Here is a 22,340-nt window from a genome sequence, read left to right as displayed (position 1 = left end):
TTCGTTTATTCGTTTCCGGCGGCAGATGGCCGGAGAATGATCGAGGGCATTGGCAATATGTCGAAGCGAAAACGATAACCGGACTGGATGATCGGATCGGCATCGGCGAGCGCCTGCGCCGCCTTCTGATCCTCCGCCGAGACGACTGCCATGCCCCAGGCCCCCTCGCCTTCGAAGACGGGACCGACGGCGATCGCCGATCCCTCTTCTGCGTTTTGGTGCCAGTAGGCGACATGACGCTTCATCGCGGCCATTTCCTCCCCGGTCGCATCGTGCGGGAAACGGGGGCGAGGCGGCACAAGTCTCAAAAAGAAATATGCCATCGCCCCGATCCCTTAGCCGCCCAACGCATCCTCGAGGAATGCGGCGAGCTGCGACAGATGCTTGGACATCAGACCTGTTGCCGGCGAAGCGGCGGCCGGACGGCCGGTGTAACGGACGCGCTGGTACTTCGCATCGATATGGGCGAGCACCCATTCCAGATACGGGTCGATGAACGACCAAGCGCCCATGTTCTTCGGCTCTTCCTGGCACCAGACCATCTCTGCGTTCCGGAAGCGGGAAAGCTCGTTGATGAGCGCCTTGGCCGGGAACGGATAGAGCTGTTCGACGCGCAGCAGGTAGACATCGTCGATGCCGCGCTTCTCGCGCTCTTCCAGAAGATCGTAATAGACCTTGCCGGTGCACATGACGACGCGGCGGATCTTGGCATCCTTCTGCAGCTTGATCGGACCGTCCTTGATGACCTCGGCATCGTCCCAGAGCAGGCGATGGAAGGAGGATTCGCCGGCAAGTTCCGCCAGGCTGGACACAGCCCGCTTGTGGCGCAGAAGAGACTTCGGCGTCATCAGGACGAGCGGCTTGCGGAAATCGCGCTTCAGCTGCCGGCGCAGGATATGGAAGTAGTTCGCCGGTGTCGTGACGTTGGCGACCTGCATGTTGTCTTCGGCGCAGAGCTGCAGGAAGCGCTCGAGGCGGGCCGAGGAGTGCTCCGGACCCTGACCTTCGTAGCCATGCGGCAGCAGGCAGACGAGACCGGACATGCGCAGCCACTTGCGTTCGCCGGACGAGACGAACTGGTCGAACACGACCTGCGCACCGTTGGCGAAGTCACCGAACTGAGCTTCCCAGAGCGTCAGCGCGTTCGGGCGAGCCAGCGAGTAGCCATACTCGAAGCCGAGGACCGCTTCTTCCGAGAGCATCGAATTGATAACTTCGTAGCGGGCCTGATTGGGCGAAAGGTTGGCAAGCGGGATGTAGCGCTCTTCCGTCTCCTGATCGTAGAGGACCGAGTGACGCTGCGAGAAGGTGCCGCGCTCGCAATCCTGACCCGACAGGCGGATCTTGTGGCCTTCCGTGACCAGCGAACCGAAAGCCAGCGCTTCGGCCATTGCCCAGTCGAGGTTCTCGCCCGTCTGGATCATGTTGGCACGGTTTTCCATGAAGCGCTGGATCGTGCGGTGCGCGTGGAAACCATCGGGAATTTCCGAAAGCTTGCGGCCGATATCCTTCAGCTGCTTCATCGGAACGGCGGTCTTGCCGCGACGCTGCTCGTCGGCATTGTCAGCCGTGCGCAGACCCGACCACTCGCCATCAAGCCAGTCGGCCTTGTTCGGCTTGTAGCTCTGGCCGGCGTCGAATTCCTGCTCGAGATGGGCGCGCCAGTCTGCCTTCATCTTTTCGACTTCGCCGTCACTGACGAGGCCTTCGGCAACAAGGCGGTCCGCATAGATCTGCAGGACTGTCTTGTGAGCGCGGATAACCTTGTACATCTTCGGCTGCGTGAAGGACGGCTCATCGCCTTCGTTGTGGCCGTAGCGGCGGTAGCAGAACATGTCGACCACAACAGGCTTGTGGAACTTCATGCGGAATTCCATGGCGATCTTGGCAGCGTAAACAACTGCTTCCGGATCGTCGCCGTTGACGTGGAAGATCGGGGCCTCGATCATCTTCGCGACGTCGGACGGATAAGGCGACGAACGCGAGAAGGCCGGGTTCGTGGTGAAGCCGATCTGGTTGTTGATGATGACGTGCATCGTGCCGGCAACGCGGTGACCGCGCAGACCCGACAGGCCGAGGATTTCGGCAATCACGCCCTGGCCGGCGAACGCCGCGTCGCCGTGGATCAGCAACGGCAGAACCTTGGCGCGCTCAGAAAGCGGAATGGTGTCGCCGTCCCAGACGGTCGCACCCATGTCCTGCTTGGCGCGAGCCTTGCCCATGACGACAGGGTCGACGATTTCAAGATGCGACGGGTTAGCCGTCAGAGATACGTGGACCTTGTTGCCGTCGAATTCGCGGTCCGAGGAAGCGCCGAGATGGTACTTGACGTCGCCGGAGCCTTCGACTTCGTCCGGCGCGTAGGAGCCGCCCTTGAACTCGTGGAAGATGGCGCGGTGCGGCTTACCCATGACTTGCGACAGGACGTTCAGACGGCCGCGGTGTGCCATACCGAACACGGCTTCGCGCAGGCCGAGATGACCGCCGCGCTTCAGGATCTGCTCCAGCGCCGGGATGAGCGATTCGCCGCCATCGAGACCGAAGCGCTTGGTGCCCTTGAACTTCACGTCGAGGAACTGCTCGTACCCTTCGGCCTCGACCAGCTTCGCAAGGATCGCCTTCTTGCCCTCAGGGCTGAAAGCAACGCCCTTGTCCGGACCTTCGATGCGTTCCTGGATCCAGGCCTTCTCTTCCGGATTGGAGATGTGCATGAACTCGACACCGAGCGTCGAGCAGTAAGTACGCTCGAGAATCTCGATCATCTCGGGGAGAGTCGCGTATTCGAGGCCGAGAACGTTGTCGATGAAGATCTTGCGGGAATAGTCTGCCTGGGTGAAGCCGTAAGCCTCCGGCGACAGTTCCTTGTAGTCTTCGACCGGTGCTGCGATCCCCAAGGGATCGAGCTTGGCATGCAGGTGGCCGCGCATGCGATAGGCGCGGATCATCATGATGGCGCGGACGGAATCGCGCGTCGCCTGCAGGATGTCGGCACCATCGGTCGGCTTGCCTGAGGCTTCCGCCTTGCCCTTGACCTTGGTCTCGATGATCTTTTCGACCGTACCCCAGTCGCCATCGAGCGCCGAAACGAGGTCGCTCTTCGGCTGCAAGGGCCAGTTCTTCTTGCGCCAGGATGCACCCTTGGCCGCCTTTTTCACATCTTCCGGATTGTCTTCCAGCGCCTTGAAGAAGGATTGCCATTCCTCGTTGACCGAGTTGGGGTCTTCTTCGTAGCGCGCATAAAGCTGCTCGATATACGCAGCATTGGCGCCATCCAGGAACGAGGTAATCTGAAACTGCTCGTTGGCTTCTTGCCGTGCCATGGTTACACGCGGACGCTTTCGTCCGCCTCCTGACTTGTGATTTTGCCGGATACTCGACCGGCTTGCCGCATCTGTCGTCAGCCGCCTGTCCGCGGCTCATTTCATTTCGAGGTCAAAACCCGGGCAGGCGGTGCAACCGCTGCCCGGGATATAGATTGGTTTAGCCCTTGAGGACTTCAACCAGCGTCTTGCCGAGGCGTGCCGGCGAAGGCGAAACCTTGATGCCAGCCGATTCCATGGCGGCGATCTTCGATTCCGCGTCGCCCTTGCCACCGGAAACCACAGCGCCGGCATGGCCCATGGTGCGGCCCTTCGGAGCGGTGCGGCCGGCGATGAAGCCTGCCATTGGCTTCTTGCGGCCCTTCTTGGCTTCGTCGATCAGGAACTGGGCTGCATCTTCTTCAGCCGAGCCGCCGATTTCGCCGATCATGATGATCGAGGTCGTGGCTTCGTCTGCCAGGAACATCTCGAGCACGTCGATGAACTCGGTACCCTTGACCGGGTCGCCGCCGATGCCGACGGCCGTCGTCTGGCCGAGACCTTCGTTGGACGTCTGGAACACGGCTTCGTAGGTCAGCGTGCCAGAGCGCGAGACAATACCGACCGAACCCTTGCGGAAGATCGAGCCCGGCATGATGCCGATCTTGCATTCTTCCGGCGTCAGGATACCCGGGCAGTTCGGGCCGAGCAGGCGCGACTTCGACTTGTCTAGCTTTGCCTTGACGCGCACCATGTCCATGACCGGGATGCCCTCGGTGATGCAGGTGATGAACGGGATTTCGGCCTCGATCGCCTCGATGATCGCATCAGCAGCACCTGCCGGCGGGACGTAGATCACGGTCGCATCGGCGCCGGTTCGCTCCTTGGCTTCGGCAACGCTTGCGAAGATCGGAAGCACCGTGCCGTCGACGCCCGACGACCAGGTTTCGCCACCCTTCTTCGGGTGAATACCGCCGACCATCTTGGTGCCGTAATAGGCAAGCGCCTGTTCGGTGTGGAAGGTGCCGGTCTTGCCGGTCAGGCCCTGAACGAGAACCTTGGTGTCTTTGTTGACGAGAATAGACATTCTTTCGGTCCTTCCGGATTAGGCCTTGATCGCCGCGACAATCTTCTTCGCCGCGTCGTCGAGATCGTCGGCAGCCGTAATCGCCAGACCCGACTCGTTGAGGATTTTCTTGCCGAGTTCGACGTTGGTGCCTTCGAGGCGAACGACGAGCGGAACCTTCAGACCGACTTCCTGCACAGCTGCGACAACGCCTTCGGCAATGACGTCGCAACGCATGATGCCGCCGAAGATGTTGACGAGGATGCCCTCGACCTTCGGGTCAGCCGTGATGATCTTGAAGGCTGCAGCGACCTTCTCCTTGCCGGCGCCACCGCCGACGTCGCAGAAGTTTGCCGGCTCCTTGCCGTAGAGCTTGATGATGTCCATCGTCGCCATGGCAAGGCCTGCGCCGTTGACCATGCAGCCGATGTTGCCGTCGAGAGCCACGTAGGCGAGATCCCACTTCGAGGCCTCGATTTCCTTGGCGTCCTCTTCTGTCTCGTCGCGCAGTGCCTTGACGTCGTCGTGGCGGAACAGCGCATTGCCGTCGAACGACATCTTGGCGTCGAGAACGCGCAGATGGCCATCCTTCATGACGATCAGCGGGTTGACCTCGAGGAGAGCCATGTCCTTCTCGCCGAATGCCTTGTAGAGCGCCGGGAACAGCGACTTGGCGTCTTCGGCGGCAGCGCCGCTCAGTTCGAGAGCCTTGGAGATCGCAGCGACGTCAGCAGCGGTGACGCCGGCTTCCGGATCGATGGCGATCGTGTGGATCTTCTCGGGCGTGTCGTGAGCGACAGCCTCGATGTCCATGCCGCCTTCGGTCGAAACGACGAAGGCAACGCGACCGACCGAGCGGTCGACCAGCAGCGAGCAATAGAGTTCGCGCTCGATGTCGGCGCCGTCTTCGATGTAGAGGCGATTGACCTGCTTGCCAGCTTCGCCCGTCTGCGCCGTTACCAGCGTGTTGCCGAGCATTTCCTTGGCGTGAGCAACGACTTCGTCAATCGACTTGGCGAGACGAACGCCGCCCTTGGCGTCGGGACCGAGTTCCTTGAACTTGCCCTTGCCGCGGCCGCCGGCATGGATCTGGCTCTTGACCACGTAAAGCGGGCCCGGAAGCGACTTGGCAGCAGCTTCGGCTTCCTCGACCTTGAGGATCGCCACACCTTTTGCGACCGGCGCGCCATAGCCCTTCAGCAGAGCCTTGGCCTGATATTCATGAATATTCATGGATCTATTCCTGTTTGGATTGCGTCAGCGCGCGGTCTGATTACTTCAGCGCGGGCGCAATGTTGATGCAGGCTTCGCAAAGGCCGGCGACAGCAGCGACCGACTTGTCGAAAGCTTCCTTCTCGGCCTTGTTGAGGTCGATCTCGATGACGCGCTCGACGCCACCGGCACCGATAACCGTCGGCACGCCGACATACATGTCCTTGACGCCGTACTGACCGGTCAGCTGCGCTGCGCAAGGCAGAACGCGCTTCTTGTCCTTGAGGTAGGACTCGGCCATTTCAATCGCCGAAGCGGCCGGTGCGTAGTAGGCCGAGCCGGTCTTCAGCAGGCCGACGATTTCGGCGCCGCCATCACGGGTGCGCTGAATGATTTCCTCGAGCCGCTCCTTGGTGACCCAACCCATGGTGACGAGGTCGGTCAGAGGAATGCCGCCGACGGTCGAGTAGCGTGCGAGCGGCACCATCGTGTCGCCATGGCCGCCGAGAACGAATGCCGTGACGTCCTGTACGGAAACGTTGAATTCCTGAGAAAGGAACAGGCGGAAGCGCGAGCTATCAAGAACGCCGGCCATGCCGACGACCTTGTTGGCCGGGAGGCCGGAGAACTTCTGCAGCGCCCAGACCATCGCGTCGAGCGGGTTGGTGATGCAGATGACAAAAGCGTTCGGGGCATACTTCTTGATACCGGCGCCGACCTGCTCCATGACCTTGAGGTTGATGCCGAGAAGGTCATCGCGGCTCATGCCGGGCTTGCGCGGCACACCGGCGGTGACGATGCAGACATCAGCGCCTTCGATCGCGGAGTAGTCGCTGGCACCCGTCAGATTGGCGTCGAAGCCTTCGACCGGAGAGGACTGAGCGATGTCGAGGCCCTTACCCTGGGGAATGCCGTCGGCGATATCGAAGAGGACGATGTCACCCAGTTCCTTCAGGCCGGCGAGATGCGCCAGCGTGCCACCAATCATGCCAGAACCAATGAGTGCGATCTTGTTACGCGCCATTTCGCTGTTTCCTTTGCGATCAAAATTCGTCAGGCGACGCGCGGAGGGGGCATCGCCCAATGCCGCCATCGCATAGACCCAAAGCCAAAAAATGGCAAACGATTATTTTTGAGCAAGGAATTTCAATCGTTTAGATAGTAAAATTCTTACGTAAACGTAAGATAATTTGTCACCAAAACGTTACTCTGCGGCCCGCCGCCCTTGATGCAAAGCCAGATAATCCGCGCTGCGCATTTCGAAGAGACGCGAAACCGTCCGATCGAATTCGAAGCCCTCGGTACCACGCGCCTGTGTCAACAAGTTTTCAGGCATCGCTGCAGCGGACACATAGAGCCGTACCGCGTGATCGTAAAGCGCATCGATCAGGATAATGAAGCGCTTGATCTGGTTCCGCTTCTCCGGCCCCAGCAATGGTATGTGGTCGATGAAGACCGCGTCGAAGCGCTCGGCGATCGCCAGAAAGTCCGCGGCACCGAGAGGTTTCTCGCAAAGATCGGCAAAGGAAAACCGGGCGATACGATCGGCCGCGAGCGGAACGTGTATCGAACGCCCCTTCATCGGGATCTCGAGAGGTTGCGCCTTTCGACCATGCAGCGCCTGGGTCCACGACGCCTCCATTGCCATGTCGGTGCGCTCATCGATGGGTGTGAGATAGACAGGCTGACTGTCGACTTTCTCCATCCGATAATCGGTCGGAGAGTCTAGCGTCACGACCTCGACATATCGTTTCAACAGATCGACAAAGGGCAGGAAGAGGCTTCGATTGAGGCCGTCCTTGTAGAGGTTGTTGGGCTCGACGTTGGAGGTGGCGACAAGCACGCAGCCGTGCCGGAACAGCTCCGAAAAAAGCCGCGACAAAATCATCGCGTCCGCAATGTCTGTCACCGTGAATTCATCGAAGCAGAGCAGTTCGGCTTCGTGGTAAAGAGCTGCAGCGACCACCGGAATCGGATCGGCCTGCTTCGTCTCGCCCTGCTTCAGCTTCAGGCGGTGCGCCGCGATACGGTTGTGCACATCGGCCATGAATTCGTGGAAATGCGCCCTGCGCTTCTTCGTGCAAGGCGCCATTCCGAAGAACATGTCCATCAGCATCGTCTTGCCGCGGCCGACGCTGCCGTGAATATATAGTCCCTTGACCGATTCCGACGGCTTTTTCTTGTTGGCGAACAGCCAGCCTAGCGCACTCGTCTTTGCCGCCGGTCGCCGCTGCTTCAATCCCGACAGCACCCGATCCAGGCACTTCGCCACATGCATCTGGGCTGAATCGACTTGAAGCGCGCCCGAAACCGTCAGCGATTTCAACTGTTCGCTGACGCTCAGGGAGTAGTCTGGCATGGGTTGCATAAAGGAAGTCCGCCTATGCAGGATCGGCGGCCTGCGCCGCCCAATCTTTTAACGGCTGAGGCCGATCGGCTGCCCAGTGTTGGTCTGGCCGCTGAAGGCGTTCTCGGCGGTCTTGTAGACGCTGCCGATCTGGTTGCCGCTGCGGTCCTTCAGGATAACCTGCTTGCCGGAAACTTCCCAGGAGCCCATCGCCGTCAACTCACCGACACAGCCGCGCGTGCCGCCACGCGAGCCACTGCCGAGATTGGTAAGTGTCAGGAACATGTCGCACGACCCATTGACGCGCCAGCTGCCGACCATGGATTCCTTGGTGACATCCATCGCGTTCGCTGCCATGGCGCCAGGCTGGCCACCGGCGACAGGCGCCGCGCTCGTCGGAGCTGCCGGGAACTGGGATGTGCCGGAAGGCGGCGGAAGCTGCCCGCCCTGAACGGAAGGAACCGGCTGTGCCGTTAGAGGCGCCGGGGCAGAAAAGCTTGCATCATTATATGCGGTGCGCTGGCAGCCAGCTAACGACAGAATGACTACGAGACCTGTCGCCACATGTCTGAACTGCATCATGATACTCCTGATTTTTCCAGTATTGTCCTGAAGTTGCCGCGCAATCACGGCGGAATTATCTTGAAAGGCTGTGTTGAATCAAGCCAGCGCGAGGAGAAATTGTGTCGTTGCGGGAGCAACGCCGTAAACCCGAGACAAATTTGGCGCAATCCTGCACAAATCAAGGCTTCGTGATCGGATAAAGAAAAGGGCCGCGTCAGCGACCCTTTTGCTTTGATTGATCAGACGCGGCGCTCGACCATCATCTTCTTGATTTCGGCAATCGCCTTGGCCGGGTTCAGACCCTTCGGGCAGGTCTGCGCACAGTTCATGATCGTATGGCACCGATAGAGACGGAAGGGATCCTCGAGATTGTCGAGGCGCTCGCCGGTTGCTTCGTCACGACTATCGATCAGCCAGCGGTAGGCCTGCAGGAGAACGGCCGGACCGAGGTAACGATCGCCGTTCCACCAGTAGCTCGGACAGGAGGTCGAGCAGCAGGCGCAGAGAATGCACTCGTAAAGGCCGTCGAGTTTCTGACGATCCTCGTGGCTCTGCTTCCATTCCTTCGCCGGCGTCGGCGAAACCGTCTTCAGCCACGGCTCGATCGAACGGTGCTGGGCGTAGAAGTTGGTGAGATCAGGAACCAGGTCCTTGACGACGGGCATGTGCGGCAGCGGATAGATTTTCACCGAGCCCTTGATCTCGTCCATGCCCTTCGTGCAGGCGAGCGTATTCGTGCCATCGATATTCATCGCGCAGGAGCCGCAGATGCCCTCACGACAGGAACGGCGCAGCGTCAGCGTCGGATCGATCTTGTTCTTGATGTAGAGCAGGCCATCGAGCACCATCGGGCCGCAATCGTCGGCATCGATGTAGAAGGTGTCGATCGACGGGTTCTGGCCGTCATCCGGGCTCCAACGGTAGACCCGGAATTCGCGGGTGTTCTTGGCGCCAGCCGGCTTCGGCCACACCTTGCCTTCGCGGATCTGGGAGTTCTTGGGGAGAGCGAGTTCAACCATGTCCAGATCCTCTTAGTACACGCGAGCCTTGGGCGCGATCTTCTTCGGATCGATACCCTCTGCGATAAGCTCGGTGTGAACCGGGCGATAGTCGAGCGTCACGTCGCCGGCCTCATTGACCCAGGCGAGCGTGTGCTTGCGCCAGTTGACGTCGTCGCGGCCGGCAAAGGCGCCTTCCGTGTAGTCCTCGCGAGCATGCGAACCACGGCTCTCCTTGCGCGCTTCGGCGCCGTAGATCGTCGTGATGGCGTTCGCCATCAGGTTTTGGAGCTCCAGCGTCTCGACGAGATCGGAGTTCCAGATCAGCGAGCGGTCGGTGACCTTGATGTCGCGCATTTCCTGCCAGATGGCCGAGATGCGGCGGCAACCGGACTCCAGCGATTCCTGCGTGCGGAACACGGCCGCGTCTTCCTGCATGGCGCGCTGCATCTTCTCGCGAAGATGCGCCGTCGGCGTGCCGCCGCTGGCGTGGCGGAGACGATCGAAACGCTCCATGATCTTGTCGCAGGCGGCGACGTTCAGATGCGGCACCGGCGCCGCGCGGTCGATCACCTCGCCGGCGCGGATCGCAGCGGCACGGCCGAAGACCACGAGATCAATCAGCGAGTTGGAGCCGAGACGGTTCGCACCGTGCACCGAGGCGCAACCGGCTTCACCGACGGCCATCAGGCCAGGAATGACCCGTTCCGGGTTGGAGCTGTCAGCGTTCAGCACTTCGCCCCAGTAGTTGGTCGGAATACCGCCCATGTTGTAGTGAACGGTCGGCAGAACCGGGATCGGCTCGCGTGTCACGTCGACGCCGGCGAAGATCTTCGCGCTCTCCGAGATGCCGGGCAGGCGTTCGTGCAGGACGGCCGGATCGAGATGGTCGAGGTGCAGGAAGATGTGGTCCTTGGCCTTGCCGACGCCACGGCCTTCGCGGATCTCAAGCGTCATGCAGCGCGAAACGACGTCGCGCGAGGCGAGGTCCTTTGCAGAAGGCGCATAGCGTTCCATGAAGCGTTCGCCCTCGGAATTAACGAGGTAACCACCTTCACCGCGCGCACCTTCGGTGATGAGACAGCCCGAACCGTAAATGCCGGTCGGGTGGAACTGAACGAACTCCATGTCCTGCAGCGGCAGACCGGCGCGTGCAACCATGCCGCCGCCGTCGCCGGTGCAAGTATGGGCTGACGTTGCCGAGAAATAGGCGCGGCCGTAGCCACCGGTCGCCAGCACCACCATCTTGGCGGCGAAGCGATGGATCGTGCCGTCGTCGAGGCACCAGGCAACGACGCCCGTGCAGCGGCTGCCGTCGTCCGACATGATCAGGTCGAGCGCGAAGTATTCGATGAAGAACTCTGCGTTGTTGCGCAGCGACTGACCGTAGAGCGTGTGCAGGATCGCGTGGCCCGTACGGTCGGCAACGGCGCAGGTGCGCTGGACCGGCGGGCCCTCGCCGAAGTTCTGCATGTGGCCGCCGAACGGACGCTGGTAGATCTTGCCTTCCTCGTTGCGCGAGAACGGCACGCCGTAGTGCTCGAGCTCATAGACCGCCTTCGGCGCTTCCATGGCGAGATACTGCATGGCGTCGACGTCGCCGAGCCAGTCGGAACCCTTGACGGTGTCATAGAGGTGCCACTGCCAGCTGTCGGGCGTCATGTTCTGCAGCGAGGCAGCAATACCGCCCTGGGCTGCGACGGTATGCGAGCGGGTCGGGAACACCTTGGTGATGCAGGCCGTGCGGAAACCCTGTTCGGCCATGCCGAGCGTGGCGCGAAGACCGGCGCCGCCGGCGCCGACGACAATCACGTCATATGAGTGATCGACGTACTTGTAGGCCTTCCCATTCTGAGCGGGTGAAGTCGGTGCCATGATACGGTTATCCTACGAATGCAATTTTCAGAATGGCGAAGAGACAGAGCCCCGCCATCAGGATCGAGAAGAATGTGTTGAGCATCAGCAGCCCGATCTTGGCGAACTCTCCGTGCACATAGTCCTCGATGATGACCTGCATTCCGAGCCGCATATGAATGATGCCCGAGATGACCATCAGGCCCATGACGACGGCCACGAAGGGGTTCGACAAAGCGCGAACGACATCGGCATAGGGCTCGCCCGCATGAACGATCATGAAGACGATGAAGAAAATAAAGAGCGGAACGTTGGCAACGGCCGTAACGCGCTGGCGCCAGAAATGATCGGTGCCTTCCTTGGCCGAGCCAAGACCGCGAACCTTACCCAGGGGGGTACGCATATCCATGAGAACAACCTTCAGAGACGAATGAGGAAGCCGATCACCCAGACCAGCACGGTCAGACAGAGCGATATGACGATTGAGGCCTTCGCCATCTTGGTCGAGACCTCTTTATCGAAGCCGTAGCCAAGATCCCATACGAAGTGACGAAAGCCGCCAACCATGTGGTGAAGCAGGGCCCAGGTGTAGCCAAGCAGCACGAGCTTGCCGACGATGCTGCCGAGGATCCAGTTGACCCAATCGTAGTAAGCCTGGCCTGTCGCAGCCGCGATCAGCCACCAGGCAACCAGCAGCGTGCCAACGTAGAGCGCGCCGCCTGTGATGCGGTGAACGATCGACATGACCATGGTGGGGATTGGTTTGTAAATTTGCAAATGCGGCGACAGGGGCCGGTTACTTGTCACATTCGCCATCAGAACCTCGCGGCGTCTTCTCTGCGCTCCGCATTTTCGGAGCATTCAAGGCGATCACACGAATGACAAATTTGTTTGTGTGCGTCGCATCAATGGCGACGTTTAATCACGTAAGCCCCTAACGACAAGTATAATTGCACCCCGAATTTAATTTAATCGATTTGCGTCTCTGGGTGGCGCGAACCTCGCTTGAGCGGCCGCAACCGCCAGCAGCCGCCTGACGTGGCACAAGGTCTTCTGGACAATCCAAGAGTTTTGGCGCATTTTGCCGTTAACACTTTGTTAAGCATTTCATTTTCGGAGTTCCGCGCGATGCTGAAGATTGTCTCCACGCTCGTTTCGCTTGCCGCAGCGGCTCTGATCGCGCTGCCGACCTCAGCGGGCGATTTCGGCAAGAATTCGTTCTCTCGTCACGGCGGCAAGGGATTCATCAGGCACCACACTCCCACAATCGTCGGACGCCCCTTCCGCGGATGGAACGATGGGCGCGTCCGTTTCTCTGATGGATACGGCCGGTCCGCCTATCGCCCTGGTCGCACCCCGTTCATCAAGCGCGCCTCGCTGCCCTATCGCGGCAACAATGGATATGGCGGCTACGGCGGACGCACCGTCATTGTCCTCGCTCAACCGCCGTTGAGCGGGGGCGTGAGCGGCACCTATGCGGGATCTTCCTACGTGTACGATACCAACGGCGGGACCTATGTGAGCGCCAGCGGCTATAGCTTCCCTGCCCAGCAGCGAGGCATTGCCCTTGCTCCCAAAGCGAAGGTGATCAACGTCACGACAAGCAGCAGCAGTTGCTCTTACGAGGCTGGTGTCTGCGTCATCAGACCGTGAAGCGCCAGACGGTCGTTCTCTTCACTTCACTGTCCTCGAGCGCCCGCGTGACGGGTACTTGATACACCGCGCATAATTCCAGCCGCTCCTTGGGAAGGTAGGCTCGGCCTGGATCGCCGACGAGAACGGTGATGCCCTGGTGGCAGAGCATCTCGAACCACGGAACGATCGCCGCGGCAAAGTCGCTATCGTAGAAGACGTCCCCAGCGAGCAGGATATCCGCGTCGACATTGCTGCCTATCAGATCGAGCCCGACAAAGTCGATCTCGACCTTGTTCAACGCAGCGTTCAACCGCACGGCCGCTTCGGTCCAAGGATCGATATCCGCCGCAACGACGTTGGCCGCCCCCGCCATTTTCGCAGCAATCGCCACGAGGCCGGAGCCTGTGGCGAAATCGAGAACGCGCTTGCCCGTCACGACATGGGAATGGTCGAGTATGTAGCGCGCCAGCCCCTGGCCACCGGCCCAGGCGAACGCCCAGAAGGGTGGCGGCAGACCGATTTCCGCAAGCTCCTCTTCCGTCCTTAGCCACAAGTCGTGGGCCTCGTCCGCCAGATTCAGCCGAATTTCGGGCACATGCGGCGGCGCCATCGGACTAGTATTGGCGCGGATGAAGATTTCGGGATCGGTTTTCAACGACAACTCAACGCGGTGGATTGTCGAGGCCGCCGAGCCGGCAGATCTCCAGATACTCCTCATCCGTTACCGGCTGGACCGAAAGCCGCATGGAGGTCACGAGCGACATCTTGGCGAACTTCTCGTTGGCCTTGATGTCCTTCAGCGAAACCGGCTTGGGAATATCGCAGACGGCGCGAATGTCGACACAATCCCAGCGGTCGTCACCCTTGGCCGTCGAGTCAGGGTGAGACAGCGCGCAGACTTCGACAATGCCAACGATCTCGAGACCTTCGTTGGAGTGGTAGAAGAAGCCCTTGTCGCCAAGCTGCATCGCCCGCATGTTGTTGCGTGCGAGATAGTTGCGGACACCGGTCCATTCGGTGCCCTTCTCGCCGGCCGCCTTTTGCTGCTCCCACGACCACGCCGAGGGCTCCGATTTATAAAGCCAGTGCGCCACGCTCATGCCTCCGGATTATTGAAGACCCAATTGAAGGGCTTGATGTCGACGCTCTCAAAGAGCCCGGCCTTCGCATAGGGGTCGCTATCCGCGAGCGCCTTTGCCGCTTCGATCGTATCGGCGTGAATGATGACCAGGCTGCCGCACGGCTTGCCTTCGCCATCGAGGAATGGGCCGGCCATCTTCAACACACCCTCGGCATTGAGCTTGTTGAGGTGCTCCACGTGGGCAGGCCTTGCCTCCATGCGAACGTTGAGATGATCGGGCTTATCCTTGCAGAGGAGAGCAAAGAGCATATCGGAACTCCTATTCAGTCGTTATCGGACGCGTCATGAGCTGATCGATGGCCTCGGCAATGCCGAGTTTGCCCTCGATAATAGCGGAAACGGCATCGGTGATCGGCATGCTAACATTGAGCGACTGCGCAAGGCGCGATGCCACGGCTGCCGCGAAAGCGCCCTCCACGAGGTCCCCATGCGCCGGATCGACCGTCTCTCCTCGGCCGAGGGCAATGCCAAAACGCAGGTTACGCGATTGATGGCTGGTCGCCGTCAGCACCAGGTCGCCCAGGCCGGAAAGCCCCCGCACGGTATCCGCCTGCCCACCCTTGGCGACGACAAAGCGCGACATCTCGGCAAGCCCACGCGCAATCAGTGCCGCGCGCGCCGAATCGCCAATACCCGCTCCCTCGACGATGCCGCATGCGATCGCCAGAACGTTCTTTAGTGCTCCGCCGAGCTGCACACCGATCCGGTCGGACGAGGCGTAGAGCCGGAATGTCGGCCCCGAGACCGCGTGTGCCAGCCGTTCGGCTACTTCCATATCCGACGCCGCGATCGCCATCGCCGTCGGCAGTCCCTTGGCAATATCGGCGGCAAACCCCGGTCCTGACAGCACCGCAATGGCATGCGCCGGAATCTCTCGTTCCAGCATGTCGGTCAACAGGTTGCCTGTCGCCCTCTCGATGCCCTTGGCGCAGGTCACAACGATCGCATTGCTTGCAAGATAGGGCCGGTATTGTCTTGCCGCATCCGCCTGCGCCTGTGAAGGCATCGCGAAGAGCACGATGTCGGCGTCACCGATCGCATCCGGTTCCGCGGAAAAGCCGAGCGACTCTGGCAACTCGATACCCGGCAAGGCGGCGTCGTGCAGGTGTTCGGCCTTCAGGTCTGCGATCAACTCAGGGTCTCGTCCGACCAGCGTAACCGCGTTGCGCTCCGTCAAGGCAATCACTGCGGCAAGCGCAGTTCCAAAGGCACCGGCTCCGATGACGGCAATCTTTTCGCTCATGCTTTCGCTCCACGCTTGCCGAAGCCAAGCAGCGTCTCGGCGTTGGAATCCAGCGGCCAGCGCGAGCGCGGCTGCACGTCGAGATCATCCGGCTCGACGCCTGTGGCCATACGCTCGAGACCTGCCCAGGCAATCATCACGGCGTTGTCGGTGCACAGCCTGAGCGGCGGCGCGACGAAACGGAAGCCATGCTTGTCACAAAGCGTCTGCAAGGTGCTGCGAACCGCGAGATTGGCAGCGACTCCGCCGGCAACCACAAGCGCCGGCCCACCATCGACGTCAGGGAACTCCGCCTTGAAGCGCTGCAGCCCGCGGCCGATGCGATCCTTCAGCGTGCGCGAGATCGCCTTCTGGAAGGAGGCGCAGATGTCGGCGACATCCTGCTCCGTCAGCGGCGCGATTTCGCTCGCGGCCTGCCGCACAGCCGTCTTCAGGCCGGAGAAGGAGAAATTGAGTTTTGCCTCTCCGACCAGAGGCCGAGGAAAGTTGAAGCGATCCGGATTACCGCTCTTGGCAGCGCGCTCGACAGCAGGTCCACCGGGATAAGGCAGGCTCAGCAGCTTGGCTGTCTTGTCGAAAGCCTCACCAAGCGCGTCATCGATCGTGGTGCCCCAGCGCTCGTATTGCCCGACACCTCGGACAAGAATAAGCTGCGTATGACCGCCAGAAACGAGCAGCATCAGATAGGGAAAGGCGAGCCCATCCGTCAGCCGTGCCGTCAAGGCATGCCCCTCGAGGTGGTTGACCGCATAAAGCGGCTTTCCGGATGCCTTGGCTATCGCCTTGCCGGTCATGAGGCCGACAAGCAGACCGCCGATCAGGCCGGGTCCCGAGGTCGCCGCGATGGCGTCGATATCGGAGAGCGACACATTGGCGCGTTTCAAGGCCTCGTCGATCAGGGTATCGAGCGCTTCGACATGAGCGCGCGCGGCAATCTCGGGCACAACGCCGCCATAGGCGCTGTGCTCCTCCAACTGGCTCAGGACGACGTCGGAACGCACCGTCGGCTGCCCGTCGACAGCACGCTCGACCACTGCCGCGGCGGTTTCGTCGCAGCTTGTTTCGATGCCGAGGATGCGTAGAAATGGCGCCATGAAACCTGATCGTTGATTGCGATGGGTCTTAAACCCGTTTACGAGGAACTCCGGTAACAACGGATCAATGCGGATGCAAACAAAACCTTTCCGGATCGGCACCCGAGGTAGCCCGCTGGCGCTCGCCCAGGCTCACGAAGCACGCGACAGGCTGATGGCAGCGCATGGATTGCCGGAGGAGATGTTCGAAGTCGTCGTGCTGAGCACCAAGGGTGACCGTATCACCGACCGTTCGCTGGCGGAAATTGGCGGCAAGGGACTGTTCACCGAGGAACTGGAACAGCAGCTCGCAAGCGGCGACCTCGACATTGCAGTGCATTCCGCCAAGGACATGCCGACCCGGCTTCCCGATGGTCTCTGTCTTTCCGCCTACCTGCCGCGCGAGGACGTCCGGGACGCGGTGATCGGGCGCACTGCGCCCAGGTTGATCGATCTGCCTCACGGCGCGACGGTGGGCTCCTCGTCGCTTCGCCGCCAGGCGCTGATCCGCCGTATGCGCCCCGACATCAACGTCATCACCTTTCGCGGGCTTGTCGATACGCGGCTGAGAAAGCTGCAGGAGGGTCAGGTCGACGCGACGCTTCTTGCGCTTGCGGGGTTGAAACGCCTCGGCAAGGTCGACGTGATCACCGATATCCTTGCTGCCGACACCTTCCCACCCGCGCCGGCGCAGGGTGCGATTTGCATCGAGAGCCGGATTGGCGACTCGCGTATTGATGCGCTGCTTGCCCCGATCAACGACGCGGCGACGTTTGACGCCGTTTCCTGTGAACGCGCCTTCCTTGCCGCGCTGGACGGTTCCTGCCGCACGCCGATCGGCGGCTACGCTATCTGCGAAGGCGACCAAATACGCTTCTCAGGCTTGATCATCACTCCTGACGGCCGCAGCCAGCATGCCGTCACGGTCGATGGCAATCGGCGCGATGCCGCCGCCCTCGGGACTCGCGCCGGGCAGGAAATCCGGGCACGCGCCGGCAGCACCTTCTTCGACGACTGGAGTTGAGATCCCGATGCGTGTGCTCGTGACCCGTCCTCGGCATTCGGGCGAGCGCACCGCGAGGCGCCTTCGCGAATTGGGGCACGAGCCAATATTGCTCCCACTCGCACAGCCCGTTCATGATGCTGACACAGCGTTGCACGCCCTGAAGACGACCGAAGGCAGCATCGCCATCACCAGCGCCGAAGCGATCAGGGCGCTCGCCGAAAAAAGCGCTGAGCTCGCCGATCACCTTGTACGCCCCGTTTTTGCGGTCGGCGAGGCAACCGCCGAAGAAGCACGCGCGATAGGTTTCGTCTCCGTCACGGCATCCGGCGGCAACGGCCATGAACTTGCCGGCACAATTGCGGAAAAGGCCAGTGCCCCCGTTCTCTATCTGACAGGCCTGCCGAGAGCGGAAGCCTTCGAGAAGCGTGCCCGAGAAATCGGCCTGCAGATCAACGTGGTGGAGTGCTATCGGATGCAGCCGATACGGATCGAACCGCAGACGCTACACGCGATTTTCGCGCATCAACGTCCAGATGCAGTCCTGCTTTACTCGCGCCAAACCGCCGAAAGCTATTTCCGCATGATCGAGGAGGAAGTGGGTCTGGGTAATCTGCTTGGAACGCGCTTCCTCTGCCTCAGCAGCTCCGTCGCAGAGGCAGTCCCGGAGCCGCTGCGGGGCGCCGTGAGCACGGCACCAGCGCCGGAAGAGCGCAGCCTCCTGTCGCTTCTTTGAGCGCCTATGCCCAAATTTCATCTAACCTCTTTTCTTAACTGGCATCACTGACTAGTTTCGTCGCATAGCATCAGTATGAGGATCTCATGGCACCAGGAAACCCGCCTCGCCATTCGAAGAGCACCGAAGAGCCGGTCACCATCGATCTGGAAGCGCAGGAGTTTGCCTCTGCCAAGGATGCCGAAGCGAAGGCTGAAGAACCAATCGGCGAATCAAGCCCTTCGAGCGACACCCCAGCCGAACCGGAATCTTCTGACGCGCCGCCGTCCGCTCGCGACGAAACAATCGTGGCCGCCGAACCGACGGGCGACGAACAGGCTCCGCCGCCTGCCGCCCCACAGCAGGGCAGCACGTCGGCCCTGGTCGCCGCCGGTATCGTCGGCGGCCTGATCGCACTGGTCGGTGCAGGGGCCATTCAGTATGCGGGCTACCTGCCCGGCCCTTCCGCTCCCGCTGCGGTGCCAGCAGCCGACGTCAGCGATCTCTCGTCCGAAATCGGCAACCTGAAGCAATCGGTCGCCGCTCTCGCCGCTGCTCCTCCCCCAGCATCAGATAGCACCGCGCTGGAACAGCGCATCGCTGCGTTGGAAGCGACGGCCAAGGAGCCGACGGCGGTTGCCACCGACACAAGCGCGATCGATGCTCTCAATCAGAAGATTGCCGATCTGACCGGTCAGATCGATCAACTGCGCGGCACCGTTTCTCAAGCGGAACAGAAAGTCTCAGACGCTACCGGTATCGAGCAACGTCTGGCGGAAGCCGAAAAGAAGCTGAATGAGCCGCGACAGGACGTTGCCGTTGCCAAGGCGATCGCAGCAGCCGCGCTCAAGGCGGCCATCGATCGCGGTGGTCCCTTCGTTGCCGAACTCGACACCTTTGCCGGCGTCTCGCCGGATGATCCGACAGCCGCAGATCTGCGCAATTTCGCCGAAACGGGCGTTCCCTCGCGTGCGGAGCTCATTCGTCAAGTTCCGGACGTGGCAACGGCGATCGTCGATTCCGTCAATCAAGTGGATCCGAACCAGAGCTGGTCTGACCGCCTGATGGCGAGCGCCAAATCTCTGGTCAAGGTCCGCCCCGTCGGCAATATTGAAGGCGAGAGCGTTGAAGCGATCGCTGCCCGCCTGGAAGACAAGGTCAAGAATGGCGATCTGCAAGGCGCGGCATCCGAATGGGCCGACCTGCCGGCTGAAGCGAAACAGGCATCAGCCGCCTTCAAGCAATCGCTTGAGGCTCGCATACGCGTCGAGGATCTCGTTGGCACTGCCCTTTCCAAGGCAGTTTCGAACACCGGCAAGGAGGGCTGAGGCATGGTAAGGCTCGTCATCTTTGCGCTCCTCGTGCTCGCACTCGGTTACGGCTTCTCCTGGCTGGCCGATCGTCCCGGCGACCTTTCGCTGATCTGGGAAGGGCAGCTTTACCAGACCCGGCTCACTGTCGCCGCGAGCGCCCTGATTGCACTCATCGCATTGGTGATGATCCTGTGGTGGCTGCTGCGGACGATCTGGACATCACCCTACTCCGTCAACCGCTACTTTCGTGCCCGCAAGCGCGATCGCGGCTATCAGGCGCTGTCGACAGGCCTGATAGCGGCTGGCGCGGGAAATGCATTGATGGCCCGCAAGATGGCGGCACGTTCACGCGGTTTGATCCGCGCCGACCAGGAACCGTTGATCGCTCTCCTGGAGGCCCAAGCTGCCTTGATCGAAGGCCGCCACGATGAGGCCCGCGCCAAGTTTGAGGAAATGACCAACGATCCCGAGACGCGCGAGCTTGGCTTGCGCGGGCTGTATCTGGAAGCCCGTCGGCTCGGCGCCGATGAAGCTGCCCGTCAATATGCCGAAAAGGCCGCCGACAACGCACCCTATCTGCCCTGGGCGGCTCAGGCGACGCTTGAGTATCGCAGCCGGGCAGGCCGCTGGGACGATGCGCTGCGCCTGCTGGAGCAACAAAAGGCAGGCCGCGTGATCGACAAGGCGGAGGCGGACCGGCTGCGTGCTGTGCTGCTGACCGCTCGCGCGACTGAGAAGTTGGAAAACGATCCGGCTGGCGCGCGCGACGATGCCACGCATGCCCTCAAGCTGGCCACAGATTTCGAACCCGCAGCAATTGTTGCAGCAAAGGCATTGTTTCGTGAAGACAAGCTGCGCAAGGCTGCATCCATTCTCGAACAGGCATGGAAGTCGACACCGCACCCGGATATCGGCCGCACCTATGTGCGGGCTCGCAGCGGGGATTCTGCCGCAGACCGCCTGAAGCGCGCGGAGCGCCTCGAAGGGATGAGACCAAACAACGTCGAGTCGCTGCTTCTCGTGGCACAGGCTGCTCTTGACACGCAGGATTTCGCAAAGGCTCGGACCAAGGCGGAAGCCGCTGCCCGTATAGAGCCACGCGAAGCCGCCTTCCTGTTGCTCGCCGATATCGAAGGCGCCGAAACGGGAGACCAGGGCCGCGTTCGCCACTGGCTCGCTCAGGCCGTGAAGGCGCCGCGCGATCCGGCATGGGTTGCGGATGGCTTCGTGTCCGACAAGTGGCTGCCGCTCTCGCCCGTTACGGGTCGGTTGGACGCCTTTGTCTGGAAGGCGCCGTTCGACCACGTGGAGGCGGGCGATGAGGGCACGACTATATCCATAGAGAGAGCGCTAAAGACATTGCCGCCGGTGCGCGAAGTCCGTCCGGAGGGCCCGGTAAACGACCACCGCGTCATCGAACTCGAGCGGGCGGCAACGATAGCGGAAGCGGCGCGTCCATTCCCCAGTACGCCCGCACCAGCCAAACAGGCGGCGGAAGCTGCCATTTCACCCGAACCGCGCCCCTTCTTCGGCGGACTGCCGGACGATCCCGGCGTTCGCAATCCAGCAGCGGAGCCTGAACCCAAGACACGGCTTCGCCTTTTCTAGACAAACAGGACCTAAATGTTCGAACGCTTTCAGGAATTCTTTCAGAATCTGACTTCCGACAATGCCAAGAAAGGCTTCGCGCCCGATGACCCGCGCATCGCAGTTGCCGCGCTCTGTATGCAGGTCATGGAGGCCGACGGGCAGGTCAAGGACAGCGAGACCAAGCGGCTCCGCAAGCTGCTGAAGGACCAGTATGGTCTCGACGGCAAGCAACTGGATGCGCTGATCGCCGCCGGCCAGGAAGCGGAAAGCGATGCCGTCGACTACTATCGCTTCACCTCGGATCTCAAGCGCCACCTCAACACGGAACAGCGGCTCGAGCTGATAGGAATCCTCTGGGACATCGTCTATGCCGATGGCGAGCGCAGCGAGATGGAGGATGACGCGATCTGGCGCATCGCCGAACTTCTCGGCGTTTCCGCTCGCGAACGTATCCAGAAGCGGCAGGAGGCGGCGCGGCGGGTCACCGACGCCGAGGTGGTGCAGGACGATGCCGACTGACCTCTTGCAGGAACACGACAAACGTCCGGTCCTGATCGTTCTGCATCAGGAACGGTCCAGCCCCGGTCGGGTCGGTCAGCTTCTCGTCGAGAAGGGCTATCGGCTTGACATTCGCCGCCCGGTTCTCGGCGACAAGCTGCCCTCGACACTTGCCAAACATGCGGGTGTCGTTGTCTTCGGTGGGCCGATGAGCGCCAATGACCCTGATGATTTCGTCAAGACGGAGATCAACTGGCTCGACGTACCGCTCAGGGAAAAGCGACCGCTGCTCGGCATCTGCCTTGGTGCGCAGATGCTGGTGAGACAGCTGGGAGGCAAGGTGCAGGCAAACACCGATGGGTCCACCGAGATCGGCTGGTATCCACTGCATGCCACGGAGAAAGGCCGCATGCTCATGCACTGGCCGCGGATGGTCTACCACTTTCATCGCGAAGGCTTCGACCTGCCGCATGGGGCGGAGCTGCTTGCGCAAGGCGACGCCTATCCGAACCAGGCCTTTCGGTACGGTGGCCACGCCTGGGGCCTGCAGTTTCATGCCGAACTGACACGCGCGATGATGCACCGCTGGGTCGTTCACGGTGCGCACCGCTTCATTCTCCCCAATGCACAGCAGGGTCGCGAGCATCTGGAGGGCCGGATGCTGTTCGATGCCCCGCTGAAGGCATGGCTGAATGAATTCCTCGATATCGTCTTCGCGCAGAAGGCGACAACGACAGGGAAGGCCGCGGCCCCGGTCGAGCGCGCGCCTGTTCCCTGAAGGCCCAGGTT

General features: G+C 61.3%; 23 protein-coding genes. 7 read left to right on the top strand and 16 right to left on the bottom strand.

The window, feature by feature from the left end:
• Positions 1-5: 5 nt before the first annotated feature.
• The 11 genes from JNB88_RS12245 to sdhC form a co-directional block, all read right to left on the bottom strand.
• Positions 6-323: a YciI family protein gene (locus tag JNB88_RS12245; RefSeq protein WP_037132143.1), complete on the bottom strand. Its 318-nt coding sequence runs from the start codon at positions 321-323 to the stop codon at positions 6-8.
• A 12-nt stretch (positions 324-335) separates the two neighbouring features.
• Positions 336-3,320 (bottom strand): 2-oxoglutarate dehydrogenase E1 component, encoded by a 2,985-nt coding sequence (locus tag JNB88_RS12240; protein ID WP_220355682.1) that lies wholly within the window; start codon positions 3,318-3,320, stop codon positions 336-338.
• 160 nt (positions 3,321-3,480) lie between these two features.
• Positions 3,481-4,386 carry a succinate--CoA ligase subunit alpha gene (gene sucD / locus JNB88_RS12235; protein WP_220355681.1) on the bottom strand — a complete coding sequence of 302 codons (906 nt, stop codon included), beginning with the start codon at positions 4,384-4,386 and terminating at the stop codon, positions 3,481-3,483.
• Positions 4,387-4,404: 18 nt separating this feature from the next.
• A complete protein-coding gene (sucC, locus tag JNB88_RS12230) occupies positions 4,405-5,598 on the bottom strand; it encodes an ADP-forming succinate--CoA ligase subunit beta (protein WP_037132136.1) in 1,194 nt (397 codons plus the stop codon).
• A gap of 40 nt (positions 5,599-5,638) precedes the next feature.
• Entirely contained in the window at positions 5,639-6,601 is a 963-nt protein-coding gene (gene mdh / locus JNB88_RS12225) for a malate dehydrogenase (RefSeq protein ID WP_112655582.1), read from the bottom strand.
• Positions 6,602-6,781: 180 nt separating this feature from the next.
• Positions 6,782-7,945, bottom strand: coding sequence for a cell division protein ZapE (gene zapE / locus JNB88_RS12220; protein ID WP_220355680.1), 1,164 nt, complete (start codon positions 7,943-7,945; stop codon positions 6,782-6,784).
• 48 nt (positions 7,946-7,993) lie between these two features.
• Positions 7,994-8,503 (bottom strand): protease inhibitor Inh/omp19 family protein, encoded by a 510-nt coding sequence (locus JNB88_RS12215; protein ID WP_037132129.1) that lies wholly within the window; start codon positions 8,501-8,503, stop codon positions 7,994-7,996.
• A 224-nt stretch (positions 8,504-8,727) separates the two neighbouring features.
• Complete coding sequence (locus JNB88_RS12210; protein ID WP_037132127.1) at positions 8,728-9,507, bottom strand: succinate dehydrogenase iron-sulfur subunit; 780 nt, start codon at positions 9,505-9,507, stop codon at positions 8,728-8,730.
• A 12-nt stretch (positions 9,508-9,519) separates the two neighbouring features.
• Complete coding sequence (sdhA, locus tag JNB88_RS12205) at positions 9,520-11,361, bottom strand: succinate dehydrogenase flavoprotein subunit (RefSeq protein WP_220355679.1); 1,842 nt, start codon at positions 11,359-11,361, stop codon at positions 9,520-9,522.
• Positions 11,362-11,368: 7 nt separating this feature from the next.
• Positions 11,369-11,749 (bottom strand): succinate dehydrogenase, hydrophobic membrane anchor protein, encoded by a 381-nt coding sequence (sdhD, locus tag JNB88_RS12200; RefSeq protein ID WP_037132123.1) that lies wholly within the window; start codon positions 11,747-11,749, stop codon positions 11,369-11,371.
• A gap of 11 nt (positions 11,750-11,760) precedes the next feature.
• Entirely contained in the window at positions 11,761-12,156 is a 396-nt protein-coding gene (gene sdhC / locus JNB88_RS12195; protein WP_037132121.1) for a succinate dehydrogenase, cytochrome b556 subunit, read from the bottom strand.
• Positions 12,157-12,468: 312 nt separating this feature from the next.
• On the opposite strand from sdhC, the gene JNB88_RS12190 reads away from it, so the two are divergent.
• Positions 12,469-12,993, top strand: coding sequence for a hypothetical protein (locus tag JNB88_RS12190; protein ID WP_220355678.1), 525 nt, complete (start codon positions 12,469-12,471; stop codon positions 12,991-12,993).
• On the opposite strand, the gene JNB88_RS12185 is transcribed toward JNB88_RS12190, so the two are convergent.
• Genes JNB88_RS12185 through tsaD form a run of 5 tightly spaced genes read right to left on the bottom strand, consistent with a single transcriptional unit; the run spans position 12,983 to position 16,453 of the window.
• A complete protein-coding gene (locus JNB88_RS12185; RefSeq protein WP_220355677.1) occupies positions 12,983-13,630 on the bottom strand; it encodes a class I SAM-dependent methyltransferase in 648 nt (215 codons plus the stop codon). The genes JNB88_RS12190 and JNB88_RS12185 overlap by 11 nt on opposite strands.
• 7 nt (positions 13,631-13,637) lie before the next feature.
• Entirely contained in the window at positions 13,638-14,069 is a 432-nt protein-coding gene (locus tag JNB88_RS12180; RefSeq protein WP_220355676.1) for an EVE domain-containing protein, read from the bottom strand.
• Positions 14,070-14,071: 2 nt separating this feature from the next.
• On the bottom strand, positions 14,072-14,365 hold the full coding sequence (locus JNB88_RS12175; protein ID WP_007794196.1) for a YciI-like protein: 294 nt from the start codon (positions 14,363-14,365) through the stop codon (positions 14,072-14,074).
• Between the two features lie 10 nt (positions 14,366-14,375).
• Positions 14,376-15,359 carry an NAD(P)H-dependent glycerol-3-phosphate dehydrogenase gene (locus tag JNB88_RS12170; RefSeq protein WP_220355675.1) on the bottom strand — a complete coding sequence of 328 codons (984 nt, stop codon included), beginning with the start codon at positions 15,357-15,359 and terminating at the stop codon, positions 14,376-14,378.
• Entirely contained in the window at positions 15,356-16,453 is a 1,098-nt protein-coding gene (gene tsaD, locus JNB88_RS12165) for a tRNA (adenosine(37)-N6)-threonylcarbamoyltransferase complex transferase subunit TsaD (protein WP_220355674.1), read from the bottom strand. The genes JNB88_RS12170 and tsaD overlap by 4 nt, the downstream gene beginning before the upstream one ends.
• A gap of 73 nt (positions 16,454-16,526) precedes the next feature.
• Between tsaD and hemC the strand changes: the two genes are divergently transcribed.
• The 6 genes from hemC (at position 16,527) to JNB88_RS12135 (ending at position 22,329) form a co-directional block, all read left to right on the top strand.
• The gene (hemC, locus tag JNB88_RS12160; protein WP_220355673.1) at positions 16,527-17,456 is read left to right on the top strand and encodes a hydroxymethylbilane synthase; all 930 of its coding nucleotides are present in this window, start codon (positions 16,527-16,529) and stop codon (positions 17,454-17,456) included.
• A gap of 7 nt (positions 17,457-17,463) precedes the next feature.
• Positions 17,464-18,171: a uroporphyrinogen-III synthase gene (locus tag JNB88_RS12155; protein WP_220355672.1), complete on the top strand. Its 708-nt coding sequence runs from the start codon at positions 17,464-17,466 to the stop codon at positions 18,169-18,171.
• An 86-nt stretch (positions 18,172-18,257) separates the two neighbouring features.
• Positions 18,258-19,478 (top strand): COG4223 family protein, encoded by a 1,221-nt coding sequence (locus tag JNB88_RS12150; RefSeq protein WP_220355671.1) that lies wholly within the window; start codon positions 18,258-18,260, stop codon positions 19,476-19,478.
• A 3-nt stretch (positions 19,479-19,481) separates the two neighbouring features.
• The gene (locus JNB88_RS12145; protein ID WP_220355670.1) at positions 19,482-21,071 is read left to right on the top strand and encodes a heme biosynthesis protein HemY; all 1,590 of its coding nucleotides are present in this window, start codon (positions 19,482-19,484) and stop codon (positions 21,069-21,071) included.
• 15 nt (positions 21,072-21,086) lie between these two features.
• Positions 21,087-21,572: a tellurite resistance TerB family protein gene (locus JNB88_RS12140; protein ID WP_220355669.1), complete on the top strand. Its 486-nt coding sequence runs from the start codon at positions 21,087-21,089 to the stop codon at positions 21,570-21,572.
• Entirely contained in the window at positions 21,562-22,329 is a 768-nt protein-coding gene (locus JNB88_RS12135) for a glutamine amidotransferase (protein WP_220355668.1), read from the top strand. Before JNB88_RS12140 ends, JNB88_RS12135 begins: the two co-directional genes overlap by 11 nt.
• The last annotated feature ends 11 nt before the right edge of the window (positions 22,330-22,340 follow it).

Origin of the sequence: Rhizobium cauense (assembly GCF_019511525.1) — a bacterium.
GTDB lineage: Bacteria > Pseudomonadota > Alphaproteobacteria > Rhizobiales > Rhizobiaceae > Rhizobium > Rhizobium cauense.
The sequence above is the reverse complement of the archived record's forward strand: the minus strand, read 5'-3'. Positions and strand labels throughout refer to the sequence as shown.